The following is a 25,779-nucleotide window of genomic DNA, read 5'->3' as shown; positions in this document are numbered from 1 at the left end:
CACGCCGTCGTGGGTGCGGACGTCCCGGCGGTCGGTGACCGTCGCATCGGTGCTCGTGCCGCACAGATCGACCACCACGGTGCGCGAAGTTCGCCGTCGCCAGGTGATCGTCTCAGGTCAGGCCGTCGGGCCCGCACGGATCGACCACACCTGACCGGCTCCCACACCTCGCCAGTGGTCGATGTGTGCGGCGGGGCGGGGGGGACGGGGGCGGGAGGGACGGGGGGGCGGGAGGGACGGGGCGGGAGGGCGGGTCCGCGGGAGGAGGGGGAGGGCGGGGCGGGGGGTCAGCCGGTGCCGGCGACGACCGCGCCGTTGGCCCCGACCAGTCGGATGTCGTCGTAGGCGGCGGGGTCGGCGAACGGGTCGCCGCCGAGGACGACGAGGTCGGCGACCCGGGCCGGTTCGATCACCCCGGCATCGAGGCCCAGGTAGAACGCCGCGTCGGCGGTGGCGGAGGCGAGGACCTCCGCGGGGGTCATCCCGGCCTCCTGCATGGCGCGGACCTCGTCGACCATGATCCCGGGGGACGTGCCGCCGTTGCCGAGGTCGGTCCCGTAGAGCACCTCGCCGCCGGCCTCCCGGAACGCCCGCAACCCCTCGATCGCCGCCGGGTCGCCGGCGCGGACGGCGAGGGTGGGGACCACGACGACCGAGGCCTCGGCCGCGCGGGCCAGGTCGCTCGGCCCCACGTCGGTGGGCAGGTGCGCCAGCTCGCGGACGCCGGCGGCGACGGCCCGCTCGAGCAGCTCGGCGCCGCTGACGTGTGCGGTCGTGCGCAGGCCCAGCTCGGCGGCGCGGGTGACGATCGCCTCCAGGGTGGGCTGGTCGAGGACCGGGAGGCCGCCGGCGGGCTCGAGCGCGACCTTGATGATCACGGCACCGGCCGCGACCTGCTCGTCGACGGCGGTGGCGGCGTCCTCGGGGCTGGCGACCTCGCGTGCCGTCCCGTCGGCTCCCCACGTGGTGGTCGGGTACCCCCCGACCGCGGTCAGGATCCGGCCGGCGATGAGGACGCGCAGGTCGCCGCCGCGCTCGGCCTGGGCCGCGGTGGGGGGTCCGCCGAGGTCCCTGACCGTCGTCACGCCACCCGCCAGCACGTCGGCGGGGTCGGCGAGCTGCAGGTGGACGTGGGCGTCGGTGAAGCCGGGCACGACGTAACCGCCGTCGAGGTCGAGGGTCGCGACACCGTCCGCCACCCCCTCGTCGACGCTGGCGATGCGGCGACCGCGGATGGTGATCGCGACGGGGTCGTCCGCACCGGGGAGGCGCAGGCCGGCCAGGCCGAGCGCGTCGAGGTCCATCACGTCGCGCCCCTCGAGGTCGGCCAAGCCCACCGCGTCGGGATCGTCCTGTGAGAACGGGTTCAGTCCGCCCGAGCAGGCCCCGAGCAGCCCGGCCGCGCCGGCCGTGGCACCAGCGGCGAGCAGGCGCCGGCGTGACAGCGGCGGGGGTCGGGTGGGGGACATGGACGACCATCCTGCCGAGGTGCCGACCGCGGGGAGCGTCGGCGCGTCAGCTCTCGCGCAGGGTGGGGGCGACCTCGCGGGCGGCGGCGACGGTCTGCTCGACGTCCGCCTCGGTGTGGGCGGTCGACACGAACATGGCCTCGTACCCGGACGGGGGCAGGTAGATGCCGCGGTCGAGCATTCCGTGGAAGAACCGGGCGTAGCGGTCGTGGTCGGCGGCGCGCGCCCCGTCGTAGTCGGTCACCGGTCCGTCGGTGAAGTAGAGCCCGAAGAGGCTGGCGACCCGCTGGATGACGACGGGCACCCCCGCGTCGGCGAAGGCGGCGGTCCACCCCTCGATCAGCTGGGTGGCTCGCGCGTCGAGGACGGCGTAGGCCCCCTCGTCGAGCAGCCGGAGCTGGGTCAGGCCGGCGGCGACCGCGACCGGGTTCCCGCTGAGGGTGCCGGCCTGGTACACCGGCCCGGTGGGGGCGAGGTGGGCCATGATCTCCGCGGACCCCCCGAACGCCGCCAGCGGGAACCCTCCGCCGACGACCTTGCCGAAGGCGACGAGGTCGGGCTCGAGGCCGAGCAGCTCCGTGGCCCCTCCCCTGGCCAGGCGGAAGCCGGTCATGACCTCGTCGACCAGCAGCAGGGCACCGTGACGGCGGGTGAGGTCGCGCAGGAACGCGTGGAACCCCTCCGCGGCGGGGACCAGCCCCATGTTCGCGGCCACCGGTTCGCAGACGACGACGGCGATGTCGTCGCCGTGCGCGTCGAAGGCCGCCTCGACCCCGGCGGTGTCGTTCCAGCCGACGACGATCGTGTCGGCGGTCGCGCCGCGGGTGACGCCCGGGCTGTTCGGCAGCCCGAGCGTGGCCACACCCGACCCCGCCTCGACGAGCAGGCTGTCGGCGTGCCCGTGGTAGTGGCCGGCGAACTTGACGACCTTGTCCCGGCCGGTGGCGCCGCGGGCGACCCGGATCGCGCTCATCGTCGCCTCGGTGCCCGAGGAGACGCAGCGGATCATCTCGACGCCGGGGACGCGGGCGACGACCTCTTCGGCGAGCTCGACCTCACCGACCGTCGGGGCGCCGTAGGACGACCCCGCGCGGGTGGCGGCGACCGCGGCGTCGACGACCTCCTCGCGGGAGTGGCCGAGGATGAGCGGCCCCCAGCTCATCACGTAGTCGAGGTAGGTCCGCCCCTCGGTGTCGGTCACCCGCGGGCCCTGGCCGCCGGCCATGAACCGCGGGGTCCCCCCGACGCCGCGGAACGCGCGGACGGGGGAGTTGACGCCGCCCGGGATCACGCGCTGGGCGCGCTCGAACAGGGTGTCGCTGGTCGTGGAGGGGTCGGTCACGACCCCGAGGGTCGCGGCGGCCGGCGCCCCGCGCAACCGCACGCGCCCGGCCGGATCGGCGCTATCGTTCCCGCGCCCATGGACATCCCGAGCCGTCCGATCGCGGGGAGCCGCCGCGACAGGATCCGGGCCGTCGTCGGCGAGCTGCTGCTCGGCGCCAGCGGCCGGATCCTCCGCCTCGTCGTGGCCGTCGGCATGCTCTCCGGACTCGCCGCGGCCGCGTTCGTCGCGGCGTTGTCGGTGCTGACCGACCTGATCGGGCCCGAGCGGTGGGGCGGCGGGTGGCAGGTCCTCGTGCTCGGCGCCACCGGGGTCCTCATCGGGTTGGCGATCACCTACCTCGGCAACCCGGGGGACGTGGAGCTGCTCGTGGGCAACATCCACGTCGCCGGGGGCCGGGACGACATCCGCGACCTGCGCTCCCTCCTGCCCGTCAGCCTGATCGGCGTGGCGGCGGGCAGCGCGATCGGCCCCGAAGCCCCGCTGGTGCAGACCACCGGGTCCATCGGCAGCTGGTTCGCCCTGCGGCTGCGCCTGGACGAGCACGATCTGCGGTTGCTGACCATCGCCGGCATGTCGGCCGGCTTCACGGTCCTCCTGGGCGCCCCGATCGGGTCGTCGCTGTTCGCCCTCGAGATCCTCCACCGCCGCGGGCTCGAGTACTACGAGGCGCTGGTGCCCGGCCTCCTCGGCGCGGTGACCGGGTACGCGGTCTTCGCCGCGATCACCGGCCTCGGCCTGCAGCCGTACCTGCTGCTCCCGCCGGCCCACCGCCTCGAGGTGGTCGACTTCGCCGTCGGCATCGCCGCCGGGCTGGTCGGCGCCGGCATCGCGGTGGCGTTCACCTACCTCGTCGTCGGGTTCCGCGCGGTCCTGCGGCGCATCGGACCCGCCGTCCGGCCCGTCGTCGGCGGGGTGGCACTCGGGCTGCTGGGGCTGCTGACGCCGTTCGCGCTCACCTTCGGGGAGGAGCAGCTCAACGAGGTCGTGGCGACCGGGCCGGCCGTCGGCGTGCTGCTCCTCGCGGCGGTCGGCAAGCTCGTCGGGTCGGCCCTGATCACGACGGCCGGGTGGCGGGGCGGGTTCATCATCCCGCTGTTCTTCGTCGGGGCCGCGCTGGGCCTGGTCGGGTCCGACGTGCTCGGCACCGACCCGACGATCACGATGACCGCCCTGATGGCGGCGAGCGTCGTCGGGGTCACCAAGACCCCGCTCGGGTCGACGCTGGTGGTCAGCGAGATCGCGGGGCTGGCGATCCTGCCGCCGGTCCTGGTGGCGAGCCTGGTGTCGCTGCTGGCCACGAGCCGGATCGGGCTGATCCACAGCCAGCAGCAGCGCGAGGGCGAGTACGACCGCGCGGTGTCCGACGCCGACGACGGGGTCGCCGCCTCGCTGCTCGGGCTGGGCGCGGGGCACACCGGCCCCGACGACCAGGTCGGACGGGCCCCGTGATCGGCGGCCCGACGCCGCTCGCGGTCCGCATCGCGATCGCGGCGCTGGTCGTGATCGCCGCGGCCGCCACCGGCCTCTACTGGGCGGGTGAGCGGGTCGAGCGGTCCGTCGACGCCGCGGCCACCGTGTCGACCACGGCGGCGCTGACCCCCGGCGGCGTCCTCGGCGTCACCGAGGAGCTGGTGGTCACCGAGCACGCCGGCGCGGTCACCCGGGTCATCCCCGCACCGGGCGGGATCGCGCTGGGTGAGGTGCGGGACGGGACCGGGGCTCCGCTGGCCCACCGCGACGTGCAGCTCGCGGAGGGGCTGGCCGTCACCGTGCCGCTGGACGACCCCTCGGCGGTCGTCGTGCTCACGTACGACCTGTTCTCCACCGCCAGCGCCGGCCGGGACGGCGTGGAGCTGAGCTGGGAGGTCGCGGACGACCGCAACGCCATCTCGCTGTCCGGCGTCGACGTCGACATCACCTGGGACGCCCTCACCGCCGACCGGGGGGCGCCACCCGCGGCGGTCGAAGTCGACGCGCCGGGGGCCACGCCGACCGTGCTGCCCCGCGACGCCGGGGTCCGGATCGAGCTCGGCTCCGTCCCCGCCCACCACCACCTGGCCGTCCACGCCGCCCTGCCGTCCGCCGCGCTGGCGGACGGCGTCGTGGACGACCGGTCCGTCCTGGCCGGCATGGGCGAGGGGATGGTGGACCGGATCCGCGGCGGCGGGCCGTGGTGGATCCCCCTCCTCGTGGCCGCGGCCGCCGTCGCGATCTGGGTCGTCGGCCACCGGCGGCTCCCCGACGAGCCCCCGATCACCTTCGACGCCCTCGTCACCGCCGCCCCGACCGACCAGACGCCCGCGGAGGTCGCCTGGCTGCTGCGGCGGGGCGCTCCGGACGCCGACGACCTGGTCGCCACGCTGGTCGACCTGCACGGGCGCGGTCTGGTCACCTGGTCGGCCGAGGAGGGGCGGTGGACCGCCTCGCCGGAGGTCGCGGAACGCGTCGGGGGGGCAGGGCTGACCGCCCACGAGCAGGCGCTGGTGGTGTGGATGTTCGCCGGCGGACCGTCGGTGTCCGTCGAGGAGCTGGTCGACCGGGCGGCGCGCGACCCGCAGGCGTGGCGGACGGCGCGGCGGGCGTTCACCGATGCGGTCGACCGGCGGTGCCGGGAGGCGCGGCTGGTGGAGCGGACTGTGGACTCCGAGAGCGTCGTCGGCGTCGGGGTGGCCGCGTCGGCCCTGGTCGTCCTCGGCGTCGTCGGCCTGGCCCTCGGGCAGCCGGCGTGGATCGCCTGCATCCTGGCGGGCGCGGCCGGGCTGGTCTCCACCGACGTGCTCGCGCGCCGCTCGCCCCACGGGGCGCACCTCGCCGGCCAGTGGCTGGCCTACGGCCCGTCGCTCGCCCACCCGGCCGCACCGGAGACGACGCGGGGACACGCCTTCGCGCTGGGTGTCCGGGGACCGGAGGACGACCCGGTCATCGCCGCATCGGCGGCGACGGTCGACGCGGTCGAGGAGGCGTTCCTCACCGCGACCAGCTTCGTCGCCGGCCCTCGACGCCGGGCTGCCGCGCGCGACTGACCCCGCCGGGGTTCAGCCGCCGGGGTTCAGCCACCGGGTTTCAGCCACCGGGTTTCAGCCACCGAGCCAGTCGGCCACGGTGCGGCGCCAGCCGCCGGACGGCTTGGGCGGGCGGGGCAGCTCGGGCTGGGTCGCCGACATGGTGATGCCGTCCAGGGCGTGGTCCACCGCCGTGCGGACCTTCCTGGTCCACGTGCGGACGGTGAGCGCCGCCGTGCCGAACCCGACGGCCGCCGTGCCCGCAAAGGCCGCCGCGAACTGCAGCACGTCGCTCGACAGGAACGCGGTGTCAGGTGTGAGGCCCGCCGCGACCGCACCCGCACCGACGGCGCTGACCGCCGTCGTCACGAGGACCCCCGCAGCGGTGGTGCGGATCGGTGCGGTGTCCGCGTCGAGGGTGACGATCGTGCCCTCGGGGTCCTCGGCGACCGTGACCGCCACCTCCCGCAGGTCGCGCAGCACCCCGCTGCCCCGCCCGCTCGACAGGCCGCGGCGCAGCTCGGTCATCAGCCGCTGGTCCTTCTGCCAGCGGTCGGTCGCCCCGCGCGTGCCGGTGCAGCGCATGTGCTCGTCGTCGCCCATCCACCGGCGCGTGGCAGCACGGACCCCGACGACGTCGCCGGGCACCAGGACCGCGCCGCCGACGTGGCGGGGGCCGAGCAGGCGCTCGGTGGCGCTCGGCTCGTGCGCGACCGCGCCGGTCAGCCGGACGTCGGTGACCGCCCGCCGCACCACGGCCGGGTCCACACCGATCTGCGCGGCGATGTCCTGGACGTCGGCGAGGGTGAGGCCGTCCGACGGCTGCCGCTCGGCGCGCTGCTGCAGCTCGATGGCGCGGGCGATGACCTGCTCGACCTCGGCGCCGCTCAGGCGCACCTCGTGCGCGCCGGGCCGCGTGGTCGCTGACGTCTGGCGAGGCGAAGGCGACGGCGCAGGCGCGGGGAGGGCCGGGCGGGGAGCCTCGGCCGCCGCAGCGCCCTCCGCCTGGTCAGCCAACGCCGCCGTTGACCTTGTCATCGTCGGGGAGGCCGGTGGGGGTGACGCCGAAGTTGTCCGCGTAGAGCGCCGCGATTCGCGCCAGCTCGTCGTCGGTCAGGTCCCGCTTGTCCGGCGCCGCGGCGAACTCGGCGATCTGCTCGCTTCCGTAGATGTTGGGGAGGGTCGTCACGCACCGCTCGTGGGACAGCACCCACTTGAGCGCCGCCTGGCCGAGCGTCATGCCCGTCCCCCCACCGGCCTCGGTCAGGAAGTCGAGGGTGGCGACCTTCTGCACGCCCTCGACCAGCCACGAGCGGGGGCGGTGGCGGCGGTGGTCGTGCTTGGGGAAGACGTAGTCCGCCGTCAGGTTCCCCTCGAGCATCCCCGAGGAGTGGGGGACCCGGACGATCATGCGGTTGTCGGTCTCCTCGGCCACCTCGAGCAGCTCCCTGCCGGGCGACTGCTCGAGGATGTTGAAGATCATCTGCATCCCGGCCATCTGACGGGTCCGCATGGCGTGGACGCCCTCCTCCAGCCACCCGATCTTCGGCCCGAGCGCGGTGCCGTACGCGCGGATCTTCCCCTCCGCCTTCGCGTCCTCGAGGAACGCCCAGAGGTCGTCGTCGTCAATGTGGGCCATCCGCGGGTTGTGCAGCTGGTAGAAGTCGATCGCCTCGACGTCGAGCCGCTTGAGCGAGTCGTCCAGCCGCTGGCGGATGTAGGCCACGTCGGTGCGGTGGGCGCGCTCCTGCTGGCCGACGCGACGGTGCTCGGAGGTGATGTCGTAGCCGAACTTGGTCGCGATCACGACCTGGTCGCGGAACGGGGCGACCGCCTCGCCGAGCACCTCCTCGCCGTACCCCTCGGCGTAGGCGTCCGCGGTGTCGAAGAACGTGATGCCGGCATCGAAGGCCTCGCGGTGCAACCGCACCGCCTCCTCCCGGGTGTACTCCCCCCACCACCCGGTGGTCACGGTCCAGTTCCCGAACCCGACTTCGCTGACTTCGATCCCCGGTGCGAGCTGGCGATGGCGCATGGGTCGAGGGTAGCGGCGCCCGGCACGGTCGTGGAAGCCACACGCGAACGACCCCCGACCGCGGTGGGTCGGGGGTCGTCGAGGGTTCGTCAGGTCAGCTGAGCTGCATCAGCTGTTGCCGGCCTGGACGAGGATCTCGTCGCTCACGGTGGCGGAGCCGCCGAGGGTCAGGACCTGGTCGGGATCCACGCGGGCGATCTCGTCGGCCACCATCTGGGGCAGGTCACCGGTCGCGGGGACCAGCAGGATCGGGCCGTCGGTCAGGACACCGCCGACGAGGGCGTCGGGGTTGACGTCCTGGGACGAGAGGTACACGACCGGCGCACCATCGGGGAAGGCCCGCTGGCTGACCGCGATCGCGGTGCCGATGCGGTGATCGCCGGCGACGCGGCCGATCTCGCGGTCGGTCTCGCCCTCACCGGGCATCTCGCCACCATCGGCCTGGGTCAGCTCGCCGCAGACGGCCGGGATGGTGGCCTCGAGCGGGAGGGACGGGTCGATGCTGGACTGGCCGGCCTCGGCGTCGTACTCGCCGTTGCCGTTGATGTCGATGCCGTGGGCGACGACGACCATCTCGGACAGGGCGTCGGCGACGTCCTCGCTCACCTCGAGGTCGCGGAGGTACGTGTAGGTGCCGTCCTCGTCGGCGACGGGGAAGCGCTCGACGGCCAGGGCGGAGTCGGGCGAGGTGTCGCCCTCGGTCGTCAGGCTGACGTTGATGCCGTCGTAGAAGGGCTGGCCCTCGGCGGTCGTGATGAAGCCGTCACCGTCGGTGTCGGCGTCGGCCGGCGGGCAGACGTTCTCCATGCTGCCGTCGGTCACGCCGTGCAGGTGCTGGGCGTGGGGCAGGCCCGGGGCGAAGCCGGAGCCCTCGATGCCGACCATCGCGGAGGTGCCCTCGAGGACGACCGTGGCCGCCCCGGCGGCACCGGAGTCGTTCAGACCGGAGAGGAAGGCCTGGTGGGCCATGGCGTCGGACTCGGCCAGCTCACCGCAGGCGGCGGGGATGGTGGCCTCGAGCGGCAGGGAGGGGTCGATGCTGGACTGGCCGGCCTCGGCGTCGTACTCGCCGTTGCCGTTGATGTCGATGCCGTGCACGACCACGACCAGCTGGTCGAGGGCGTCGGCGACGTCGCCGGGCACGGCGATGCTGCGGACGTACTCATAAGCGTCGCCGTCGGGGGACGGGAACCGCTCCACGGCGAGGCCGCTGTCGGCGGAGGTGTCGCCGCTGGTGGTCAGCGATGCCTGGATGCCGCCGTAGGACTCCGCACCCTCGGCGGTGGAGACGAACCCGTCGCCGTCGGCGTCGGCGTCGCCGGTCGGGCAGATGGCGTCGAGGCCCGGGTTCCCGGCGTCATCCGGCGCGCCGTGGAGGTGCTGGGCGTGGGGCAGGGCGGGGGCGACGCCGGCCACGTCGGCGAGGATGGTGACGACGTCACCGTCGCGGACGACGGTGGCCTCGCCCGAGACGCCGGAGTCGTTCAGCTCGGCGAGCTCGACGTGGCGGACCTCGAGGCCGTCGTCCTCGGCACCTCCGTCGGTCTGGGCGCCGACGGTCGTCACGCCGAACGTGGCGACGATCAGGGCCAGGAGGCTGGCGGTGGACAGGATTCGTGCTCTCACGAGAACTCCGATGGAGGTTGGGTACGGGGTTCCGTTCGGACCCACCCCGTCCACCGGTTTGGTCTGGTCGCCGGTCGACCTGTCGCCAGGTGGCTGCTGTCCTGGACCTGCCCTCTAGACGAGCGGGTCGACGTCGACCCGGGCGATTGCGCCCTCGGAGATCGTGAAGACCGCCCGCACCTCCACGTCGTGGGCGGCGGCGACCCGACCGTGCTCGTCGGTGATGGTGAACCGACGGGTCATCCGGCAGTCCACGCGCGTGCCGTCCTGGGTCGCCCGCCGCAGGATCGTCGTGGGCCGGGCGTCGCCGACGACGCTGTCGAACATGCCGGCCAGCTCGACGCGGCCCTGCGCGGTCCCGCCGTCGGAGCGGAACACCGCGTCGGCCGTGAAGGTGTCGAGGACGTCCTGCAGGTCGCCGTGGTTCAGCGCCGCGACGTGCGCCTCGACCGCCTGCCGTTCCTCGCTCACCATGATCGCCCCCGCAGCCTAGTGCCCGCTCCCGCGGCGCGCGCCCCCTCCCCCGCCCGCGGGGTCGCGCTGGGTATCCTCTCCGCCACATGGAGGACCTGCTGAACGCCGTCGAGCTCGATCCCGTCGTGTCCACCATCGGGGTGGTCGTCGTGCTGCTGGGCCTCCGGATGGTGTTCGCCGCGGCGAAGACGGCCATCAAGCTGGTGTTCCTCGCGGTGATCCTGATCGGCGCGTACCTCTTCCTGTACGGCGGCCAGGTCAGCTGACGACGGCCGGCTCCGGCCGCCTGGACGCGGGTAGCCTGGGCCTGCGATGGACCTTGACGACCTGCTCGAGGACCTGCTGGAGGACGCCGGCAAGGCCGCCCGGCGCGGTGCGCGCCGCGTGCAGGCCGGCGCCGCCGGGGCGCGGCGGACGGTGCGGCGGGGGGTGCGGGCCGTGGGCGGGGTCAGCGCCGCGGCCCTGCTCGCCATCGCGATCGCGCTGTTCGCGACCGGCAACGCCGTGCTGCAGGTCATCGCGGCGGTGGTGCTGGTCCCGGCCGTCGTCGCCGGCGGCGCCGCGCTGACCGCCCACGTCCTGGACCGCCGGGACCCGCGCACCGTCGCGGACCGCGCGCTGCGGCGTGGCGAGGCCCTACCCGCGACCACCCAGGCCGACCTGACCCAGGTACCGGTCGACGTGGCGGACGACTGGCGCCGGCTGCTGCAGGCCCGGGCGCTGGTCGCGGACCTGGGCCGCGACGGGTGGATCGCCGGGCCGTCGCAGCTCGAGATCGACGGCGAGGTCGCGCGGCTCCACCGCCTGCTGGTCGCCGAGCGCCGCACCACCGCCCTCGGCGGTCGTGCCTCCCCCGAGCTGCGCGGACAGGTGGGCGAGCTGGCGGACCTCCTCGTCGCGCTCGCCGACGACGCGGTGCAGCTGCAGGTCCAGGCGGGCGCCGAGCGCTCGACCGCACCGGCCACGCTGACCGACGCGCGCGATCACCTCCGGTCCCTCCGCGCCGCCCGGCGGGAGGTGGCGGACATCGACGACCAGGTCCGCGGTCGCGGCCAGGTCGGCGGGACCGCGTAGCTGCGGCCGCGGTCCCCCGTCGCCCGGCCAGGATGTGGACCTCAGCCACCCACGTGGCCGAACTGCACATCGGCACGCACCCGCCGCGAGCGCGCGCACATCGGCGCGCTCTCCGAGCGGGCCAGCCACCGCGCGGTCCCTCCGGCGTCAGGTCGGTCGGTGGAGCTGCCAGGCGCCCGGCTGGATGCGCCAGGTGAGGGAGGTGGGCAGGTCGAGCAGCTCGCCGTCGACGTTCCAGACCACCTCGTCGACGTCGTGCACCACCACGTCGACCTCCCGGCCGGTGGCGTGCAGGACGTCGTCGCGTCCGAGGTGCTCGCCGCGGACCAGCGCCGCGGTGGTGGCCGCCAGCTCGCGGCGGGTGTCGGCCAGCAGCAGGACGACGTCGAGCAGCCCGTCGGCGGGGTCGGCCACGGGGCAGATCGGGGTCCCGCCGCCCACCCGGCGGCCGTTGCAGACCGCGACGTAGGCCAGCCGGCGACGCTCGACGAGCGTGACGCCGTCGAGCACCACGGTCAGCTCGAGCGGCTCGAACTCGACGGCGGCCGCCACCGCCCCGGCCGGGTAGGCCAGCTTACCGAGCCGGGGCTTCAGGTCCGCCGCCGCCTCGGCGGCCTGCACGCCCACCCCCAGGTGCGCGGCGTTCATCGCGCAGACGCCGGGCCCGCTGATCAGGTCCGCCGGACCGGGGGTCCCGGCGGCCAGGGCCGCCGCGGCCGCGAGGTCGTCGTCGATCCCCAGCCCGCCGACGAAGTCGTTCCCCGTGCCGCCGGGCAGCAGCAGGTACGGCCAGCGCCGGTCGACGTCGGCGTTCACGACCCGGTGGATGGTCCCGTCCCCGCCGACGACGACCAGCACCGTGTCGTCGGGCGCCTCGGCCGCCACCCGCTCGACCACGTCGTCGCCCTCGAGCGGGATGACGTCCACCGCGCCGAGCTCGGCGAGGACGTCGAGGACGGCGCCGAGGGGCTCGTCGACGTCCACGGCCTCCTCACCCACGCTCCCGGCGGCGGGGTTGACCAGCACCGCGAAGCGCCGGCCCGGGCCGCTGGGCGGGGCGGCGGTCAAGCGGACTGGGTCGGGATCTGGATCCCCTCGGAGGGCTGCACGATGACGAAGCCCTGGCCCTGGAAGGCGACCTGGACGAGCTCGCCGGAGCCGCGGCCGATCAGGGCGCTGGCCTTGAAGCTCGACGCGATCGACGTCTGCAGGTTGGCCGACCAGGCGACGACGGCCTGGGTGTCGGCGAAGGTCGGGGCCTCCGCGGTGTTGAGCACCACCGGCGGCCCGTCGGTCGTGATCGCCACCCAGCCGGTGCCCCGCAGCGTGGTGTTGAACAGCCCGCCGGTGGCGATCGAGCCGCCCTTGACCCGCTCGATGTTCCAGTCGAGGCCCGCGGAGAAGCCCAGCACGTTCTTGCCGCTGATCGACAGCCCGGCGTTGGACAGCTGCAGCAGGTGCACGTCAGCGGCGGTGTCGGCGAGGAACACGTCACCCTGCCCGGCGACCCGCATGAGGGGCACGCCCTCACCGGTGAGCGCCTTCTTGATGAACCGCGACGCCCCGCCGCCCTCGTAGGCGAAGTCGACGTTGCCCTGGTAGGCGACCATCGCGCCCTGGCGGGCCATGAACGGCTCGCCCAGGCGCACGCGGAGCATCTTCGAGTTCTGGTTCGCGATCGGGGTGGCCTCCTTCTCGGAGAACCGCCCGTCGACCAGGTCGCCGGTGATGCCCTCGAAGCCGGTGCCGCCGCCGTGGGCCTGCGGCTGGGCGACCGGCTGGACCGCGGGTGAGGGATCCGACGGCGCCGTCGCGGCGGGGGCACCCGCGCCCGCATCACCCTGCCCCATCGGCACGACGCCGACCTGGCCCTGGTGGGCCACCTGGTCGGTCCAGCCCTCCCCGTCCCACCAGCGGTACTCGTACCGGCCCTCGGGATCTGGACGCCACTCTCCGCTCATCACGAGCCTCCTGGTCGACAGCTGCACGGCTCCGACACGCGATCCTGGCAGGCCGGGGCCGCGCCTGTCCACGGGAGCCCCTGGCCGGTCGGGACGGCGTCAGGCCGTCAGGGTCCGTGCGACCGCGTCGACCAGGCCGTCGACGTCGTGGGGGTCGGCCTCCGCCGCGACGGCGAGACCGAGCTCCTCACACGTCGCGGTCGTCACCGGCCCGATGGAGACGATCGCGATGTCGGGGTGGGGGCGCGAGCCGAGCAGGTCGACGAGGTTGCGGGCGGTGGATGACGACCCCAGGGCCACGGCGTCGAACCCGCCGTCGAGCAGCCGCCGCGCGACCTCCCGGTCGAGCCCGGCAGCCGGGACGGTCTTGTAGGCGACCACCCCGGCGTGGGCGACGCCGGCCGAGTCGAGCACCTGGTCCAGCTTCTCGCTCGCGATGTCCGCGCGGGGCAGCAGGACCGGCAGGTCGGGGTCGTCGGCCACCTCGGCGAGGGCGAGCCCGAGACCGCGGGTCGTGTAGGTGTCCGGCACCAGGTCGGGTCGCAGGCCGGCGTCGGCGAGCGCTCGGGCGGTGCCCGCGCCGATGCACGCGATCTGGGTCTGGGCGAACCAGCGGGCGTCGCCGCCCTCCGCGGCGATGGCGTCGACGACCGCGCGGACCCCGTTGGGGGAGGTGAACACAACCCACGAGTAGCGACCGGCCCGCAGCCACTCGACGCTCCGGCGGAGCTCCTCGGGGTCGTCGGTCGGCTCGATCGCGATGGTCGGGGCCTCCACCGGGTCCGCGCCCAGCGCCCGGAGGCGGCGGGACAGCTCGCTGGCCTGCTGGCGGGTGCGGGGCACGAGCACCGAGCGGCCGTGGAGGGGACGGGTGTCGAACCAGGCGAGCTCGTCCGCGAGGGCCGCCACCTGCCCGACGACGGTCACGGCCGGTGAGGAGAACCCGGTCTCGGCCACCTGCTCGGCGATGTCCGCGAGGGTGCCGACCAGCCGCTCCTGGTGGGGGGTGGTCCCCCAGCGCACCATGGCGACGGGCGTGTCGGCGGGCCGTCCGGCGGCGATGAGCGCCGCGGTGATCCGGTCGATCCGGCCGACCCCCATCAGGAAGACGAGGGTGCCGGGGAACGCCGCCAGCGCGTCGTAGTCGACCTGGGTGTCGTCCTTGGTGGGATCCTCGTGGCCGGTGACGACCGCGAAGGCGGGGGCGAGGCCGCGGTGGGTCACGGGCACGCCCGCGTAGGCGGGGGCGGCGATGGCCGATGTCACGCCCGGGACGATGTCGAAGGGGACCCCGGCGGCGACGCAGGCCTGCGCCTCCTCCGACCCCCGGCCGAAGACGAACGGGTCGCCGCCCTTCAGCCGGACCACCGCGTCGCCGGCCCGGGCGCGGTCGACCAGCAGCGCGTTGATCTCGTCCTGGCTGAGGGCGTGGCGGTCCGGCATCTTCCCGACGTACAGCTGGTCGGCGTCGGGCCGGCACAGCGACAGCGCGGCGGCGGGGGCGAGCCGGTCGTAGGCGACCACGTCCGCCGTCGCCACCAGCACCGCGGCGCGCGTGGTCAGCAGCCCCACGTCGCCGGGCCCGCTGCCGACCAGGTGGACGGTGCCGGGCTGGGCCGGCGCCCCGCCCAGGGCCGCCAGGTCCATGTCCGGGGCGACGATGTCGTCGCGGTCTCTGTCGTCCTCAGGCACCGAGCGCCTCCCTCATCTCCTCGGCCAGCGTCCGTCCGATCTCGATCCCCTGGTCGAACCCCCCGGCGATCGAGCTGCGCAGGACGCGCCGCGCGGTCGGGTCGCCCAGCATGCCGAGGAGCTCGAGGCCGCCCAGCCCGGTGAGGGTGCACAGCGCGCCGACGGGGGTGGTGCACCCGGCGCCGAGCGTGGCCAGGAACGACCGCTCGGCCTCGACGGCCTTCCGGGTGGGGCGGTGGTCCACGGCCTCGAGCAGGCTGAGCGTCCGGGCGTCGTCGCGGCGGCACTCGATGGCGATCGCGCCCTGGGCGGGGGCCGGCACCATCTCGCCCGGCTCGAGCGGGACGGCCTTCAGCGGCAGCTCGAGCGCCCCCACCCCTCCCCGCTCCGGTGGCGTGTACAGGCGCTTCAGGCCCGCGAGTGCGACGACGACCGCGTCGTACTCGCCCTCGGCGACCTTCCGCAGCCGGGTGTCGAGGTTCCCGCGCAGCGGCAGGACCTGCAGGCCCGGCTTGACCCGCAGGAGCTGCAGCCGACGACGCTCGGACGAGGTCCCGACGATGGCGTTCGCGTCGAGCGAGGCGAACGTGCGCCCCTCACGGGTGACCAGCAGGTCGCGCGGATCCTCGCGGCCGGGGATCGCCGCGACGACGAGGTCCGGGTGCGGCTCGGACGGCAGGTCCTTGAAGGAGTGGACGGCGACGTGGCACTCGCCGTCGATCACGGACTGCCGGATGGTGTCGACGAACAGGCCCTTCACGTCGAAGGCGTCGATCCGCCGCTCCGGGTGGTCGTCGCCGGTCGAGGACATGGGGACCAGCTCGAAGGGCTTCTGCGTGCGCTCGCTGATCCGCACGCCGGTCTGGTGGGCCTGTGCGCGCGCGAGCGCGGACCGGCGGGTCGCGATGCGGATCACGGTCGCCGGGGGCCGTCCTCGGGGATCAGGTCGAAGAGGTGGCTGAGGGCGCGGACGAACCGCTCGCCGTCGGGGCTGTCGACCAGGCGCTTGAGGCGCACGGACGGCTCGTGCAGCAGGGTGTTGACGATCCCCTTCGTCACCGTCTCGACGGCGTCGCGCTGGGCCTCGTCGAGCGTCGACAGACGGTTGGCGAGCCGCTCGAGCTCGGCGGCGCGGATCTCCTCGGCGCGGCTGCGGAGCGCGGCGATCGTCGGGCCGGCCTGGACCCCGCGGCTCCAGGCGGCGAAGGACTCCGCCTCCTCGCTGACGATCGCACGGGCGCGGCGGACCGCGTCGCCCGTCGGACCGCGGGTCACGACCCGGCGCAGGCTGTCGATGTCGACGACCGTCACGCCGGGGATCTCCGCGGCGGCCGCTTCGACGTCGCGCGGGACCGCCAGGTCGACCAGGACCATCGGGCGGTCGGGCCGCACGGTCATCGCGTCCCGCACCGTGTCGGCGGTGATCACGGGTTGGCTCGCGTCGGTCGAGGTGACGACCAGGTCCGCGGTGGCCAGCACCAGCGGCAGGTCGTCGAGGTGGTGGGCGGTCCCGCCGATGCGGTCCGCCAGCCCCTCCGCCTTGGCGGCGGTCCGGTTGGTGACAAGGACGCGCGACGCCTCGTCGGCGACCCGCTGCCCGGCCATCCCGCCGATCTTGCCGGCCCCGACGAGCGCGACCACCGGCGTGGGGGTCGCCAGGTGCTGGCGACCGGTCGCGAGGGCGACGTCGACGCTCGTGGCGGCGCCGTCGGAGATCGCGGTCTCGGCGCGGGTGCGGCGGCCCACGCGGATGGCCTGGCGGAACACCCGGTGCAGCAGCGTCCCGACCGCGCCCTCGTCCACCGCGGTGCGGAAGGCCTGGCGCACCTGGGCGTGGATCTGGCGCTCGCCGACGACCATCGAGTCGAGGCCGCTCGCGACCGCGAAGAGGTGCTCGGCCGCATCGGTGTCGAACCGGTCGTAGGCGAGGTGCGCGAAGTCCTCGAGCGCCCAGCCGGTCCACTCCGCGAGGTGGTCGCGGAGGTCCGAGATCCCGCCGTGGTAGCGGCTGACGTTGGCGTAGATCTCGACCCGGTTGCAGGTCGAGATGATGGCCGCCTCGAGCACGTGGTCGCGCTGGAGGACCGAGGCGAGCGCCTTCGCGTGGAGGTCGGCCGGCACCGCAGCGGCGTCCAGCAGATCCACTGGTGCCGTGCGGTGGCTCAGGCCGAGGACGATGAGGGTCATGAGGTGGACGGCGAGGGTATCGGCGGGCCGTCGGGCACGCCAAACGCCGTTGGGACTGTGACCAAGGTGGAGGGGCCTATTCGAGGCCCAGCAGGCGGCTGATCGGGGCGACGGCGAAGAAGACGACGAACAGCGCGGCGACGACCCAGAGGAGGGGGTGCACCTCGCGCAGCCGGCCGGTGACAGCCTTGAGCAGCGCCCAGGTGATCACCCCGGCGCCGATCCCGACCGCGATCGAGTAGGTGAAGGGCATCAGGACGATGGTCAGGAACGCCGGGACGGCCACGGTCAGGTCGGTGAAGTCGATCTCCCGGACCGCGCCGAGCATCAGCACGCCGACGAGGACCAGCGCGGGCGCCGCGGCCTCGTAGGGCACCAGCGACACCAGCGGGCTGAGGAACGTGGTCAGCAGGAACAGCACGCCGGTCACCACGGCCGCGAGCCCGGTCCGCGCGCCGTCGGCGACCCCGGTCGCCGACTCGATGTAGGAGGTGTTGGACGAGACCGACGCCGCACCGCCGGCGGCCGCCGCGATCGAGTCGACGACGAGGATCCGCTTCGTCGCCGGCGGGTTGCCGCGCTCGTCGAGGAGGTCGGCCTCCGCGCCGATGGCGACCATCGTGCCGAGGGTGTCGAAGAAGTCGGTCAGCAGGAGGGTGAAGAGGAGGAGCACGACGGTCACGCCGCCGATCGAGCTGAACGACCCCAGCAGGGAGAACTGGCCCAGCAGGCCGAGGTCGGGCACGCGGGCGACCGCGTCGGGGATGGCGGGGACGTTGAGGCTCCAGCCGGTGGCGGCGAGCAGCTCGCCGTCTGCGCCGATCTGCGGGCCGATCTCGAAGGCGGTCTCGACGACCATCGCGAGGACAGCCGCCAGGGCCACGGCGATGAGGATCGCCCCGCGGACCTTGCGCGCCATCAGCACGAAGACGGCGACCAGGCCGACGACGAAGACGACCGTCGGCCAGCCGTCGAGCTCGCCGCCGATGCCCATCTGGAGGGGTGGGGCCGCGCCGGTGCCGCGGACGAACCCGGCGTCGACGAAGCCGATCAGGGCGATGAAGAGCCCGATCCCGGCGCTGATGGCCGCCTTCAGCTCGCGGGGGACCGCGGTGAAGACCGACTCGCGCAGCCCGGTCATGACCAGGACGAGGATGATGAGCCCCTCGAGGACCACGAGCCCCATCGCGTCGGCCCAGGTCGCGCCGGGCAGCACGGCGATGCCGAAGGCCACGAAGGCGTTCAGCCCCAGCCCGGTCGCGAGGGCCAGCGGGAAGTTGGCCACGAGCCCCATCAGGATGCTCATCACGCCGGCGACCAGCGCGGTGGCGGCGCTGACCGCGGCCAGGTCGGGCGCGTCGCCTCCCCCGAGGAACGCGCCGGTGCCGTCCTGCACGGTGCCGATGATCAGCGGGTTGAGCACGACGATGTAGGCCATCGTCACGAAGGTCACGACGCCGCCCCGGATCTCCCGGGTGACGGTCGAGCCGCGCGCGGAGATGGCGAACAGCCGCTCCAGGAGCGCGGGTGCCTGCCCCTCCGGCGGGGCGGTGGTGGACGGTGCCACGATTGGTCCTCCTCGAGGTGGGTGCGCGCGCATCCTCGCACCGGGGCGAGTCGGCGTGGCGTCACCCCGGTGACAGCCCGGTCACGCGCGCACCTTCAGGCGAGCAGCATCCGGCTGATGATGACCTTCTGGATCTCGGTGGTGCCGCCGCCGATGGTCGACAGCTTCGCGTCGCGCCAGGCCCGCTCGACGGGGAAGTCCTTGATGTAGCCCCACCCGCCGTGGATCTGGATCGCCGAGTCGGCGTTCTGCAGCGCCGCCTGGCCGATGTAGGCCTTCGCCATCGACGCCTCGATCTGGTGGTCGAGCCCCTGGTCCTTCTTCCACGCGCCGTACCGCAGCATCAGCCGGGCGGACTCGAGGTTGATCTTCATCTCGGCGAGCGTGTGCGCGATGGTCTGGAAGTGCGCGATCGGCTTGCCGAAGGCCTCCCGCTGCTTGGCGTAGGCGATGGCGTCCTCGAGGCCGCGCTGCATCCCCCCGACGGCCGACCCGAGCATGACGGTCCGCTCCCAGCTGAAGCACTCGAAGCCGATGGTCCACTGCGCGGTGCCGACGGCGCCGAGGCGCTGGGAGTCCGGGACGCGGACGTCGACCATGACCATCTCCGAGGTCGGGGACGAGCGGTTGCCGGACTTGTCGAGGACCTTCCCGACGGTCAGGCCCGGCGTGTCCCGGTCGAGGATGAACGCGGTCATGCCCCGCTGGCCGTCGACGTCGGTGCGCACCAGCACGGTGAAGACGTCGCAGATCGGCCCGTTGGTGATGAACGTCTTGGTGCCGTCGAGGACCCACTCGTCGCCGTCGCGGACCGCCTTCGAGGTGATGCCGGAGGTGTCCGACCCGTGGTCGGGCTCGGTGATGCCCCACGCGCCGATCCACTCGCCGCTCGCGAGCTTCGGCAGGTAGCGCCGCTTCTGCTCGTCGGTGCCCTGCAGCTCGATGGGCTTGGAGCCGATGACGAGGTGGGCGCCGAGGGACAGGCCGAGGCCGGCGTCGTGCCCGCCGTAGGCCAGCGCCTCGAGGGCGAGGCCGGTGTCGACGCACCCCCCGCCCATGCCGCCCCACTCCTCGCCGATGCACATGCCGGTCAGTCCCACCTCGGCGCAGGCGTCCCAGACGTCCCGGTCGAAGCGGCCCTCGCGGTCGCGCTCGCCGGCGCCGGGCTCGACGACGTCGCGCGCGAAGGCGGCGATCGTGTCGAACAGCTGCTGCTGCTCGTCGGAGAGCGCGAAGTCCATGCAACACCCCTCTGGTGGGACGATCCGGTCGGATGTGTCTCACGGAGTGTGGCCCACGAGGTCGTCGGCTGTCACATGCCCTGGTTCGCGTGATCCGGCGAACCCCGCTAGCTTAGGGTGTCCTTACCTACGTCCCCACCCCTCCCCTGGAGCCGACCTCGTGCGTCGCCCCCTCCCCATCCGCCGGCAGCGCGCCCGAACCGTCGCCGCGCTGGCCCTGCTGGCCGTGCTCGCGGGGGCGTGCAGCACGGTGGGCGGCGGCGACGAGGGCACCGTGCGGGTCTACTCAGGCCGGCACTACGACCTCGAGGTCGCGTTCGAGCAGTTCGCCGAGGAGACCGGCATCGGCGTCGAGTTCCTGTTCGGCTCCGACGCCGAGCTGCGCGAGCGGATCCTGGCCGAGGGGGAGGACACCGAGGCGGACGTCTACATGACCGTCGACGCCGGCAACCTCTACCTGGCGGCCGAGCAGGGCATCTTCCAGCCGCTCGCCTCCGACGTCCTCGACGAGGCCATCCCGGATGCGCTGTCCGACCCAGACGGGCTGTGGTACGGCCTGTCCCGGCGTGTCCGGACCTTCGTCCACCACCCCGATCGGGTCGAGCCGTCCGAGCTGTCCACCTACGCCGACCTCGCGGACCCGCGGTGGGAGGGGCGGCTCTGCATGCGCAACGCGGCGAACGTCTACACCCAGTCCCTCGTCGCCAGCCTGATCGCCAACGAGGGGTACGACCGAGCCCTCGAGATCGTCACCGGGTGGGTGGACAACGACGTCGAGATCCTCGGCTCGGACATCCTCGTGCTCGAGACGATCGCCCAGGGCGGCTGCGACGTCGGGATCACCAACCACTACTACCTGGCCCGGCTGCTGGATGAGGACCCGGACTTCCCGGTGCGCCTGGCGTTCGCCGACCAGGACGGTCGCGGGGTCCACGTGAACACCAGCGGGGCGGGGGTGACGCGGTACGCGGACGACCCCGAGCTGGCCCGGGAGCTGATCGAGTGGCTGGCCACCGACGGCCAGAGCGCCTTCGTGGACGCCAACCACGAGTACCCGGCCAACCCCGACGTCGAGCCCGAGCCGGTGATCGCCGAGGCCTTCGGTGACGACTTCACGGCCGACCCGCTCAGCGCCGCGGAGTACGGGTCGCTGAACGCCGACGCGATCCGGCTGATGGCCGAGGCGGGCTACGAGTAGGGCCGTGCGCACCCTCGCCGACCGGCCGCCGGTCGTCCCCGACGGGCACGACCCCCTCGCCACGCCGCCACGCTGGCGGCGGTCCAGGCCCGGGCGCCGGTCCTCGGGTGGGCGGGCCTCGGGTGGGCGGTCCTGGCAGGCCCTGGTGCTCGGCGTCGCGGCGCTCGTCGTCCTGCCCGTGCTGGTCATCGTGGGCAGCGTCGCCGACCCCTCGACCGACGTGTGGCGCCAGCTGGCCGAGACCGGCCAGCTGGCGGAGATGGCGACCGACACCGCAGGGCTGCTCCTCATGGTGGGCGCCGGGACCCTCGTGCTCGGCGCCGGTCTGGCGTGGCTGACGTTCGCCCACACCTTCCCAGGGAGCCGGCTGCTCGGCTGGCTGCTGGTCCTGCCCCTCGCCATGCCCGGCTACGTCCTGGGCTTCGTGACCCTGAGCGTGTTCGGCTTCACCGGCCCGCTGCAGGGCGGTCTCCGCGCGGTGTTCGGCGCGGAGGTGGCCGTGCCGGACCTGCGGTCGCTGTGGGGCGCGTCGCTGGTGCTGACCCTGACGCTGTACCCGTACGTCTACCTGCTGGCGCGCGCGGCCCTCCGGGAGCAGGCGGCCGCCGGCTACGAGGTCGCGCGGACCTTCGGCCACGGCCCGCTGGCCGCGGCCCGGCGGGTGGTGCTCCCCCTCGCCCGCCCGTCACTGGCCGCCGGCCTGACGCTGGTCGCGATGGAGGCGCTGACGGACTTCGCCACGGTCCAGTACTTCAACGTGAAGACGCTGACCGTCGGGGTCTACGAGGTCTGGAAGGGGATGTTCGACCGCGACGCCGCCAGCGAGCTCGCGGCCCTGGTCCTCGCGGTGGCCGTGGTGATCCTGGGTGTCGAGCGGCTGCTGCGGGGACGTCGGCGCTACGACCAGCCCGGCACCTCCCGGCGGATGGAGCCGACGCCGCTGCGGGGGTGGCGCGGGTGGACGGCCACGGGCGTGTGCGTTGCCGTGCTCGCCGTGGCCTTCGCCGCCCCGGTCGGCCAGCTCGTCGTGTGGGCGATCACCGACGCCGCCGGGGGCCCGGGGCTGTCCAGCCGGTACCTGGGCTACCTCGCCAACAGCGGCCTGCTGGCGGTGGCGGCGGCGGTGCTCGCGGTGGCCGCGGCCGCGGCGATCGTGAACGGCGCCCGGTTCGCGGGCACCCGGTCAGCCGACGCCGCGGCCCAGCTGAGCACCGTCGGGTACGCGCTGCCCGGCCCGGTCGTGGCGATCGGCGTGCTGCTGGTGCTCGCGGGGTTGGATCGAGCGCTCGACGCGGTCGGGCTCGGGGTGCCGGGGCTCGCGGTCACCGGATCGGTCCTCGGGCTGGTGTACGCCTACGCGGTGCGGTTCCTCGCGCTCGGCATCGGCAGCGTCGGCGCGTCGCTGTCGAAGGTGCCGGTCGACCTGACCGACTCCGCTCGGGTCCTGGGGGCCCCTCCGCGGCGGATCCTCCGGCGCATCCACCTGCCGCTGACGTCGAGCGGCCTCGTCGTGGCGCTGCTGCTGGTGGCGGTGGAGGCGCTGAAGGAGCTCCCCATCGTGCTGCTGCTGCGCCCGTTCGGGTTCGACACGCTGAGCGTCTGGGTGTGGCAGCTCGCGTCGGACAGCCGCTGGGAGTCCGCCGCGCTGCCCGCACTGACCATCGTCGTCGTGTCGCTGGTGCCGGTGGCGCTGCTGTTCCGCCGCCTGGTCCCCCACCCCGGGCAGGAGGACGCCGCCGACCTGGAGGTGTTCACGTGAGCGGAGCCCCGGCCCTCGAGGTCCTCGGGCTGGCCAAGCGCTACGGCGACACCCACGCCGTCGACGGCGTGGACCTCTCCCTCGCCGACGGCGAGGTGCTGTCGCTGGTGGGCCCGAGCGGGTGCGGCAAGTCCACGATGATCCGCCTCATCACAGGGCTGGTGACGCCTGACGCCGGCCTGGTGGTGCTCGGCGGGCAGGAGGTCTTCGGCCCGCGGACGTCCGTGCCCCCCGAGCGCCGGCGGATCGGCGTGGTCTTCCAGGACCACTCGCTGTTCCCCCACCTCGACGTCGAGGCCAACATCGCCTTCGGCCTGCACGGCTGGCCGGCGGCGCGGCGGCGGGCGCGGGTCGCCGAGGTGCTCGAGCTGGTCGACCTGCCCGGGATGGAGGGGCGGGTCCCCCACGAGCTCTCCGGGGGCGAGCGGCAGCGGGTCGGCCTGGCCCGGGCGCTCGCGCCGGAGCCGGCGGTCATCTGCCTGGACGAGCCCTTCGCCAGCCTCGACCCCGCGCTGCGCCAGCGGATCCGCACCGACACCCTCCGCATCCTGGCCGAGGCCGGCGCCGCCGCGCTGCTCGTCACCCACGACCAGGTGGAGGCGATGGCGATGGGCGACCGGGTGGCGGTCATGGCGTCGGGCCGGATCCGCCAGGTCGACGTGCCCGAGCGGGTCTACACCCAGCCGACGAGCCGCTTCGTCGCGGCCTTCCTGGGCGAGGCGGACTTCCTGCCCGCCGAGCTGCGTGAGGGTGGGCTGATGACCGAGGTCGGCCCCTGCCCCCTGCCGGAGGGCGAGGTGGACGACACCGTCGCCGGCGAGGTCATGGTCCGGCCCCACGAGGTGGGCCTGGTCCCGGACCCCGCCAGCGGGGACGTGGTGGCGGCCGCTGAGTTCCAGGGCGGCCACATCCTCTACGAGGTGCGGCTCGAGTCCGGCCGGCGGCTGCGCGCCCTCCTGCCCCACACCACCAGGTTGGACGTCGGCACCCCGGTCGGCGTCCGGCTCAGCCACGGGCACCCGCCGGCGGTGCTCCCGCCGGACAGGGGGTAGGCGGGCGGACGCGGGCGCGGGCCGGCGGGGCCAGCGCACGCACCGGTCCGGGTGCACCTCCCGCCCGAGGAGCCGGCCACCGCACCCACGGGCCAGCGCACCCATCTGGTCCGGGCGCACCCATCGCCCGGGTGCACCTCCCGCCCGAGGAGCCGGCTACCGCACCCACGGGCCAGCGCACCCACCGGTCCGGGTGCACCTCCCGCTCGAGGAGCCGGCCAGCGCACCCACCGGTCCGGGCGCGCCCCACGGAGCCGCCCAGCTGGCGGTGACTCAGCCGGTGAAGCCGAAGCCGGGTGATTCGCCGGCGAAGCGGGCGCGGACGCGGGCATCGGTCTCCACCACCCGCTCGTGGGTCTCGGCGATCGAATCGGCCAGCCGCTGAGCCAGGGCGGGGTCGCCGGTCGCGAGGATCCGGATGGCCAGCAGCCCGGCGTTCCGCGCGCCCCCGATGGCGACGGTGGCGACCGGCACGCCCTTCGGCATCTGGGCGATGGAGAGGATCGCGTCGACGCCCTGCAGGTGCCCGACGGGGACCGGGACGCCGATCACCGGCAGCACCGTGTACGCCGCGAGCATGCCGGGCAGGTGCGCCGCCCCTCCCGCGCCGGCGATGAGCACCTTCACCCCCCGACCCGCCGCTTCGGTGCCGTAGGCCGCCATCACGTCGGGGGTCCGGTGGGCGGAGATGATCCGCACCTCGTGGGGGACGTCGAAGTCGTCGAGGACCTCGACGGCCGCCTCCATGACCGCCAGGTCGGAGTCCGACCCCATCGCCACGCCGACCAGGGGGGTGTCGTTCACGGCTGCTCGCCCTCCAGCACCGCCGCGGCGCGGCGCGCGGCCGCGGCGGTCTCGTCGTGGTCGGTCCCCACCGCGGTCACGTGCCCGATCTTCCGGCCAGGCCGCGGGGACTTGTCGTACAGGTGGATCTTGACGGCCGGGTCGACGAGGTGCACGCGGTCGCGGGGGTCTCCCGCGGTGCCGACGACGTTCACCATCACGCTGGCGGTCGCCCGCGGCGTCACCGGGCCGAGGGGCCAGCCCAGCACGGCGCGGGCGTGGTTCTCGAACTGGCTCGTCGCGCACCCGTCGATCGTGTGGTGGCCGGAGTTGTGCGGGCGGGGCGCGATCTCGTTGACGACGAGCCGCTGGGTGCCGTCCGGGGCGGCGACGACGAACAGCTCGATGGCGAGCACCCCGACGGCGCCGACGAGGTCGGCCACCTCACGGCCGAGGTCGCCCGCCTCGGCGGCCAGGATGGGCGGCAGGTGGCCGGCGACGGCGTGGACCTCGCGGCACATGCCGTCGACCTGCACCGACCGGACCGGGTCGTAGACCACCCGAGACCCGTCGGCGGAGGTGACGACCAGCACGGCCAGCTCGGCCTGCAGGTCCAGGTGGGCCTCGACGAGCACGCCCCGGCCGGCGCTGGCCTCCACCATGTCCCGCGCCTCCGCCGGCGAGCCGGCGATCGCGACCCCTCGCCCGTCGTACCCGCCGTGCGGGGCCTTCAGGACCACCGGCCAGCCGTGCGTCGCGGCAAAGGCCTCCACGCCGGGCAGGTCGGCGACGACGTCGAACGCGGGGAGCGGAAGCCCCGCGGCGAGGAACGCACGCCGCTGGTGGACCTTGTCGGCAAACGCGAGCGCCGGCGAGCCAGGTCGGACCACCACGCCGTCGGCCTCGAGGGCCCGTACGACGTCGAGGGGCACCAGCTCGTGGTCGAACGTCACCACGTCGACCTGCTCGGCCAGCCGGCGCAGCGCCGCCAGGTCGTCGTGGTCGCCGTCGACGACCTCGAACACCCCGCGGACCCCCTCGTCGGACGGTCCCGCCAGGACCCGGACGTCGACGCCGAGCCGCGCGGCGTCCAACGCGGTCATCCGGGCCAGCTGCCCGCCCCCCACGATCCCCAGTGCGGTGCTCATGGATGGGCAGGCTAGCCGCCGCGGCCGCAGCGCCGGCCTGCGGCACGCCGCACCGTCGCCGGCCCGGGCCATCCACACGTTCTCCGGCCGCCGGCCCGGGCCATCCGCACGTTCTCCGGCCGCCGGCCCGGGCCATCCGCCCGTGCTCCGGCCGCCGGCCCGGGCC

Annotated in this window: 22 protein-coding genes; 7 read left to right on the top strand and 15 right to left on the bottom strand. The window is 74.5% G+C overall.

Going from position 1 to position 25,779, the window contains the following annotated elements; translation table 11 throughout:
- Positions 1 to 287 precede the first annotated feature (287 nt).
- Together ACEQ2X_RS17185 and hemL are read right to left on the bottom strand one after the other, a co-directional pair.
- Complete coding sequence (locus ACEQ2X_RS17185; RefSeq protein WP_370327065.1) at positions 288 to 1,469, bottom strand: amidohydrolase family protein; 1,182 nt, start codon at positions 1,467 to 1,469, stop codon at positions 288 to 290.
- Positions 1,470 to 1,515: 46 nt separating this feature from the next.
- Positions 1,516 to 2,811: a glutamate-1-semialdehyde 2,1-aminomutase gene (hemL, locus tag ACEQ2X_RS17180; RefSeq protein ID WP_370327064.1), complete on the bottom strand. Its 1,296-nt coding sequence runs from the start codon at positions 2,809 to 2,811 to the stop codon at positions 1,516 to 1,518.
- Between the two features lie 78 nt (positions 2,812 to 2,889).
- On the opposite strand from hemL, the gene ACEQ2X_RS17175 reads away from it, so the two are divergent.
- Both ACEQ2X_RS17175 and ACEQ2X_RS17170 read left to right on the top strand, forming a co-directional pair.
- Entirely contained in the window at positions 2,890 to 4,263 is a 1,374-nt protein-coding gene (locus tag ACEQ2X_RS17175) for a chloride channel protein (RefSeq protein ID WP_370327063.1), read from the top strand.
- Positions 4,260 to 5,837 (top strand): hypothetical protein, encoded by a 1,578-nt coding sequence (locus tag ACEQ2X_RS17170; protein WP_370327062.1) that lies wholly within the window; start codon positions 4,260 to 4,262, stop codon positions 5,835 to 5,837. Before ACEQ2X_RS17175 ends, ACEQ2X_RS17170 begins: the two co-directional genes overlap by 4 nt.
- A gap of 54 nt (positions 5,838 to 5,891) precedes the next feature.
- On the opposite strand, the gene ACEQ2X_RS17165 is transcribed toward ACEQ2X_RS17170, so the two are convergent.
- The 4 genes from ACEQ2X_RS17165 to ACEQ2X_RS17150 form a co-directional block, all read right to left on the bottom strand.
- Complete coding sequence (locus ACEQ2X_RS17165) at positions 5,892 to 6,713, bottom strand: hypothetical protein (RefSeq protein ID WP_370327060.1); 822 nt, start codon at positions 6,711 to 6,713, stop codon at positions 5,892 to 5,894.
- Between the two features lie 112 nt (positions 6,714 to 6,825).
- Positions 6,826 to 7,851, bottom strand: a complete 1,026-nt coding sequence (locus tag ACEQ2X_RS17160; RefSeq protein ID WP_370327058.1) for an aldo/keto reductase — start codon at positions 7,849 to 7,851, stop codon at positions 6,826 to 6,828.
- A 108-nt stretch (positions 7,852 to 7,959) separates the two neighbouring features.
- Complete coding sequence (locus ACEQ2X_RS17155) at positions 7,960 to 9,477, bottom strand: cell wall-binding repeat-containing protein (protein ID WP_370327057.1); 1,518 nt, start codon at positions 9,475 to 9,477, stop codon at positions 7,960 to 7,962.
- Between the two features lie 114 nt (positions 9,478 to 9,591).
- Complete coding sequence (locus ACEQ2X_RS17150) at positions 9,592 to 9,951, bottom strand: nuclear transport factor 2 family protein (protein WP_370327056.1); 360 nt, start codon at positions 9,949 to 9,951, stop codon at positions 9,592 to 9,594.
- Positions 9,952 to 10,037: 86 nt separating this feature from the next.
- Between ACEQ2X_RS17150 and ACEQ2X_RS17145 the strand changes: the two genes are divergently transcribed.
- The gene (locus ACEQ2X_RS17145; RefSeq protein WP_370327055.1) at positions 10,038 to 10,217 is read left to right on the top strand and encodes a hypothetical protein; all 180 of its coding nucleotides are present in this window, start codon (positions 10,038 to 10,040) and stop codon (positions 10,215 to 10,217) included.
- A gap of 46 nt (positions 10,218 to 10,263) precedes the next feature.
- Positions 10,264 to 11,025 carry a hypothetical protein gene (locus ACEQ2X_RS17140; protein WP_370327054.1) on the top strand — a complete coding sequence of 254 codons (762 nt, stop codon included), beginning with the start codon at positions 10,264 to 10,266 and terminating at the stop codon, positions 11,023 to 11,025.
- Between the two features lie 147 nt (positions 11,026 to 11,172).
- Here the strand turns inward: ACEQ2X_RS17140 and ACEQ2X_RS17135 are convergent, their stop codons facing one another.
- The 7 genes from ACEQ2X_RS17135 to ACEQ2X_RS17105 all read right to left on the bottom strand — a co-directional run bounded on the left by ACEQ2X_RS17135 (position 11,173) and on the right by ACEQ2X_RS17105 (position 19,673).
- On the bottom strand, positions 11,173 to 12,093 hold the full coding sequence (locus tag ACEQ2X_RS17135) for a diacylglycerol kinase family protein (RefSeq protein WP_370327053.1): 921 nt from the start codon (positions 12,091 to 12,093) through the stop codon (positions 11,173 to 11,175).
- Positions 12,090 to 12,986: an AIM24 family protein gene (locus ACEQ2X_RS17130; RefSeq protein ID WP_370327052.1), complete on the bottom strand. Its 897-nt coding sequence runs from the start codon at positions 12,984 to 12,986 to the stop codon at positions 12,090 to 12,092. The genes ACEQ2X_RS17135 and ACEQ2X_RS17130 overlap by 4 nt, the downstream gene beginning before the upstream one ends.
- 99 nt (positions 12,987 to 13,085) lie before the next feature.
- Complete coding sequence (cobA, locus tag ACEQ2X_RS17125) at positions 13,086 to 14,678, bottom strand: uroporphyrinogen-III C-methyltransferase (RefSeq protein WP_370327051.1); 1,593 nt, start codon at positions 14,676 to 14,678, stop codon at positions 13,086 to 13,088.
- The gene (gene hemC, locus ACEQ2X_RS17120) at positions 14,671 to 15,594 is read right to left on the bottom strand and encodes a hydroxymethylbilane synthase (RefSeq protein WP_370327050.1); all 924 of its coding nucleotides are present in this window, start codon (positions 15,592 to 15,594) and stop codon (positions 14,671 to 14,673) included. The genes cobA and hemC overlap by 8 nt, the downstream gene beginning before the upstream one ends.
- On the bottom strand, positions 15,591 to 16,865 hold the full coding sequence (locus ACEQ2X_RS17115) for a glutamyl-tRNA reductase (RefSeq protein ID WP_370327049.1): 1,275 nt from the start codon (positions 16,863 to 16,865) through the stop codon (positions 15,591 to 15,593). The genes hemC and ACEQ2X_RS17115 overlap by 4 nt, the downstream gene beginning before the upstream one ends.
- Positions 16,866 to 16,941: 76 nt before the next feature.
- Entirely contained in the window at positions 16,942 to 18,465 is a 1,524-nt protein-coding gene (locus tag ACEQ2X_RS17110) for an NCS2 family permease (protein ID WP_370327048.1), read from the bottom strand.
- 62 nt (positions 18,466 to 18,527) lie between these two features.
- Positions 18,528 to 19,673, bottom strand: a complete 1,146-nt coding sequence (locus ACEQ2X_RS17105; RefSeq protein ID WP_370327047.1) for an acyl-CoA dehydrogenase family protein — start codon at positions 19,671 to 19,673, stop codon at positions 18,528 to 18,530.
- A gap of 160 nt (positions 19,674 to 19,833) precedes the next feature.
- Between ACEQ2X_RS17105 and ACEQ2X_RS17100 the strand changes: the two genes are divergently transcribed.
- From ACEQ2X_RS17100 to ACEQ2X_RS17090, 3 genes are read left to right on the top strand one after another with little or no spacing between them, the layout of a single operon-like run.
- Entirely contained in the window at positions 19,834 to 20,871 is a 1,038-nt protein-coding gene (locus ACEQ2X_RS17100) for an extracellular solute-binding protein (RefSeq protein WP_370327046.1), read from the top strand.
- Between the two features lie 4 nt (positions 20,872 to 20,875).
- Complete coding sequence (locus tag ACEQ2X_RS17095) at positions 20,876 to 22,630, top strand: ABC transporter permease (RefSeq protein ID WP_370327045.1); 1,755 nt, start codon at positions 20,876 to 20,878, stop codon at positions 22,628 to 22,630.
- Positions 22,627 to 23,682 (top strand): ABC transporter ATP-binding protein, encoded by a 1,056-nt coding sequence (locus tag ACEQ2X_RS17090; protein ID WP_370327044.1) that lies wholly within the window; start codon positions 22,627 to 22,629, stop codon positions 23,680 to 23,682. The genes ACEQ2X_RS17095 and ACEQ2X_RS17090 overlap by 4 nt, the downstream gene beginning before the upstream one ends.
- A gap of 273 nt (positions 23,683 to 23,955) precedes the next feature.
- Here ACEQ2X_RS17090 and purE read toward each other — a convergent pair whose 3' ends face one another.
- Both purE and ACEQ2X_RS17080 read right to left on the bottom strand, forming a co-directional pair.
- On the bottom strand, positions 23,956 to 24,456 hold the full coding sequence (gene purE / locus ACEQ2X_RS17085) for a 5-(carboxyamino)imidazole ribonucleotide mutase (protein ID WP_370327066.1): 501 nt from the start codon (positions 24,454 to 24,456) through the stop codon (positions 23,956 to 23,958).
- A gap of 26 nt (positions 24,457 to 24,482) precedes the next feature.
- Positions 24,483 to 25,613, bottom strand: a complete 1,131-nt coding sequence (locus ACEQ2X_RS17080; protein ID WP_370327042.1) for a 5-(carboxyamino)imidazole ribonucleotide synthase — start codon at positions 25,611 to 25,613, stop codon at positions 24,483 to 24,485.
- Positions 25,614 to 25,779 lie beyond the last annotated feature (166 nt).

Origin of the sequence: Euzebya sp., assembly GCF_964222135.1 — a bacterium.
Taxonomy (GTDB): domain Bacteria; phylum Actinomycetota; class Nitriliruptoria; order Euzebyales; family Euzebyaceae; genus Euzebya.
This window is presented reverse-complemented; position numbering and strand designations above follow the sequence as displayed.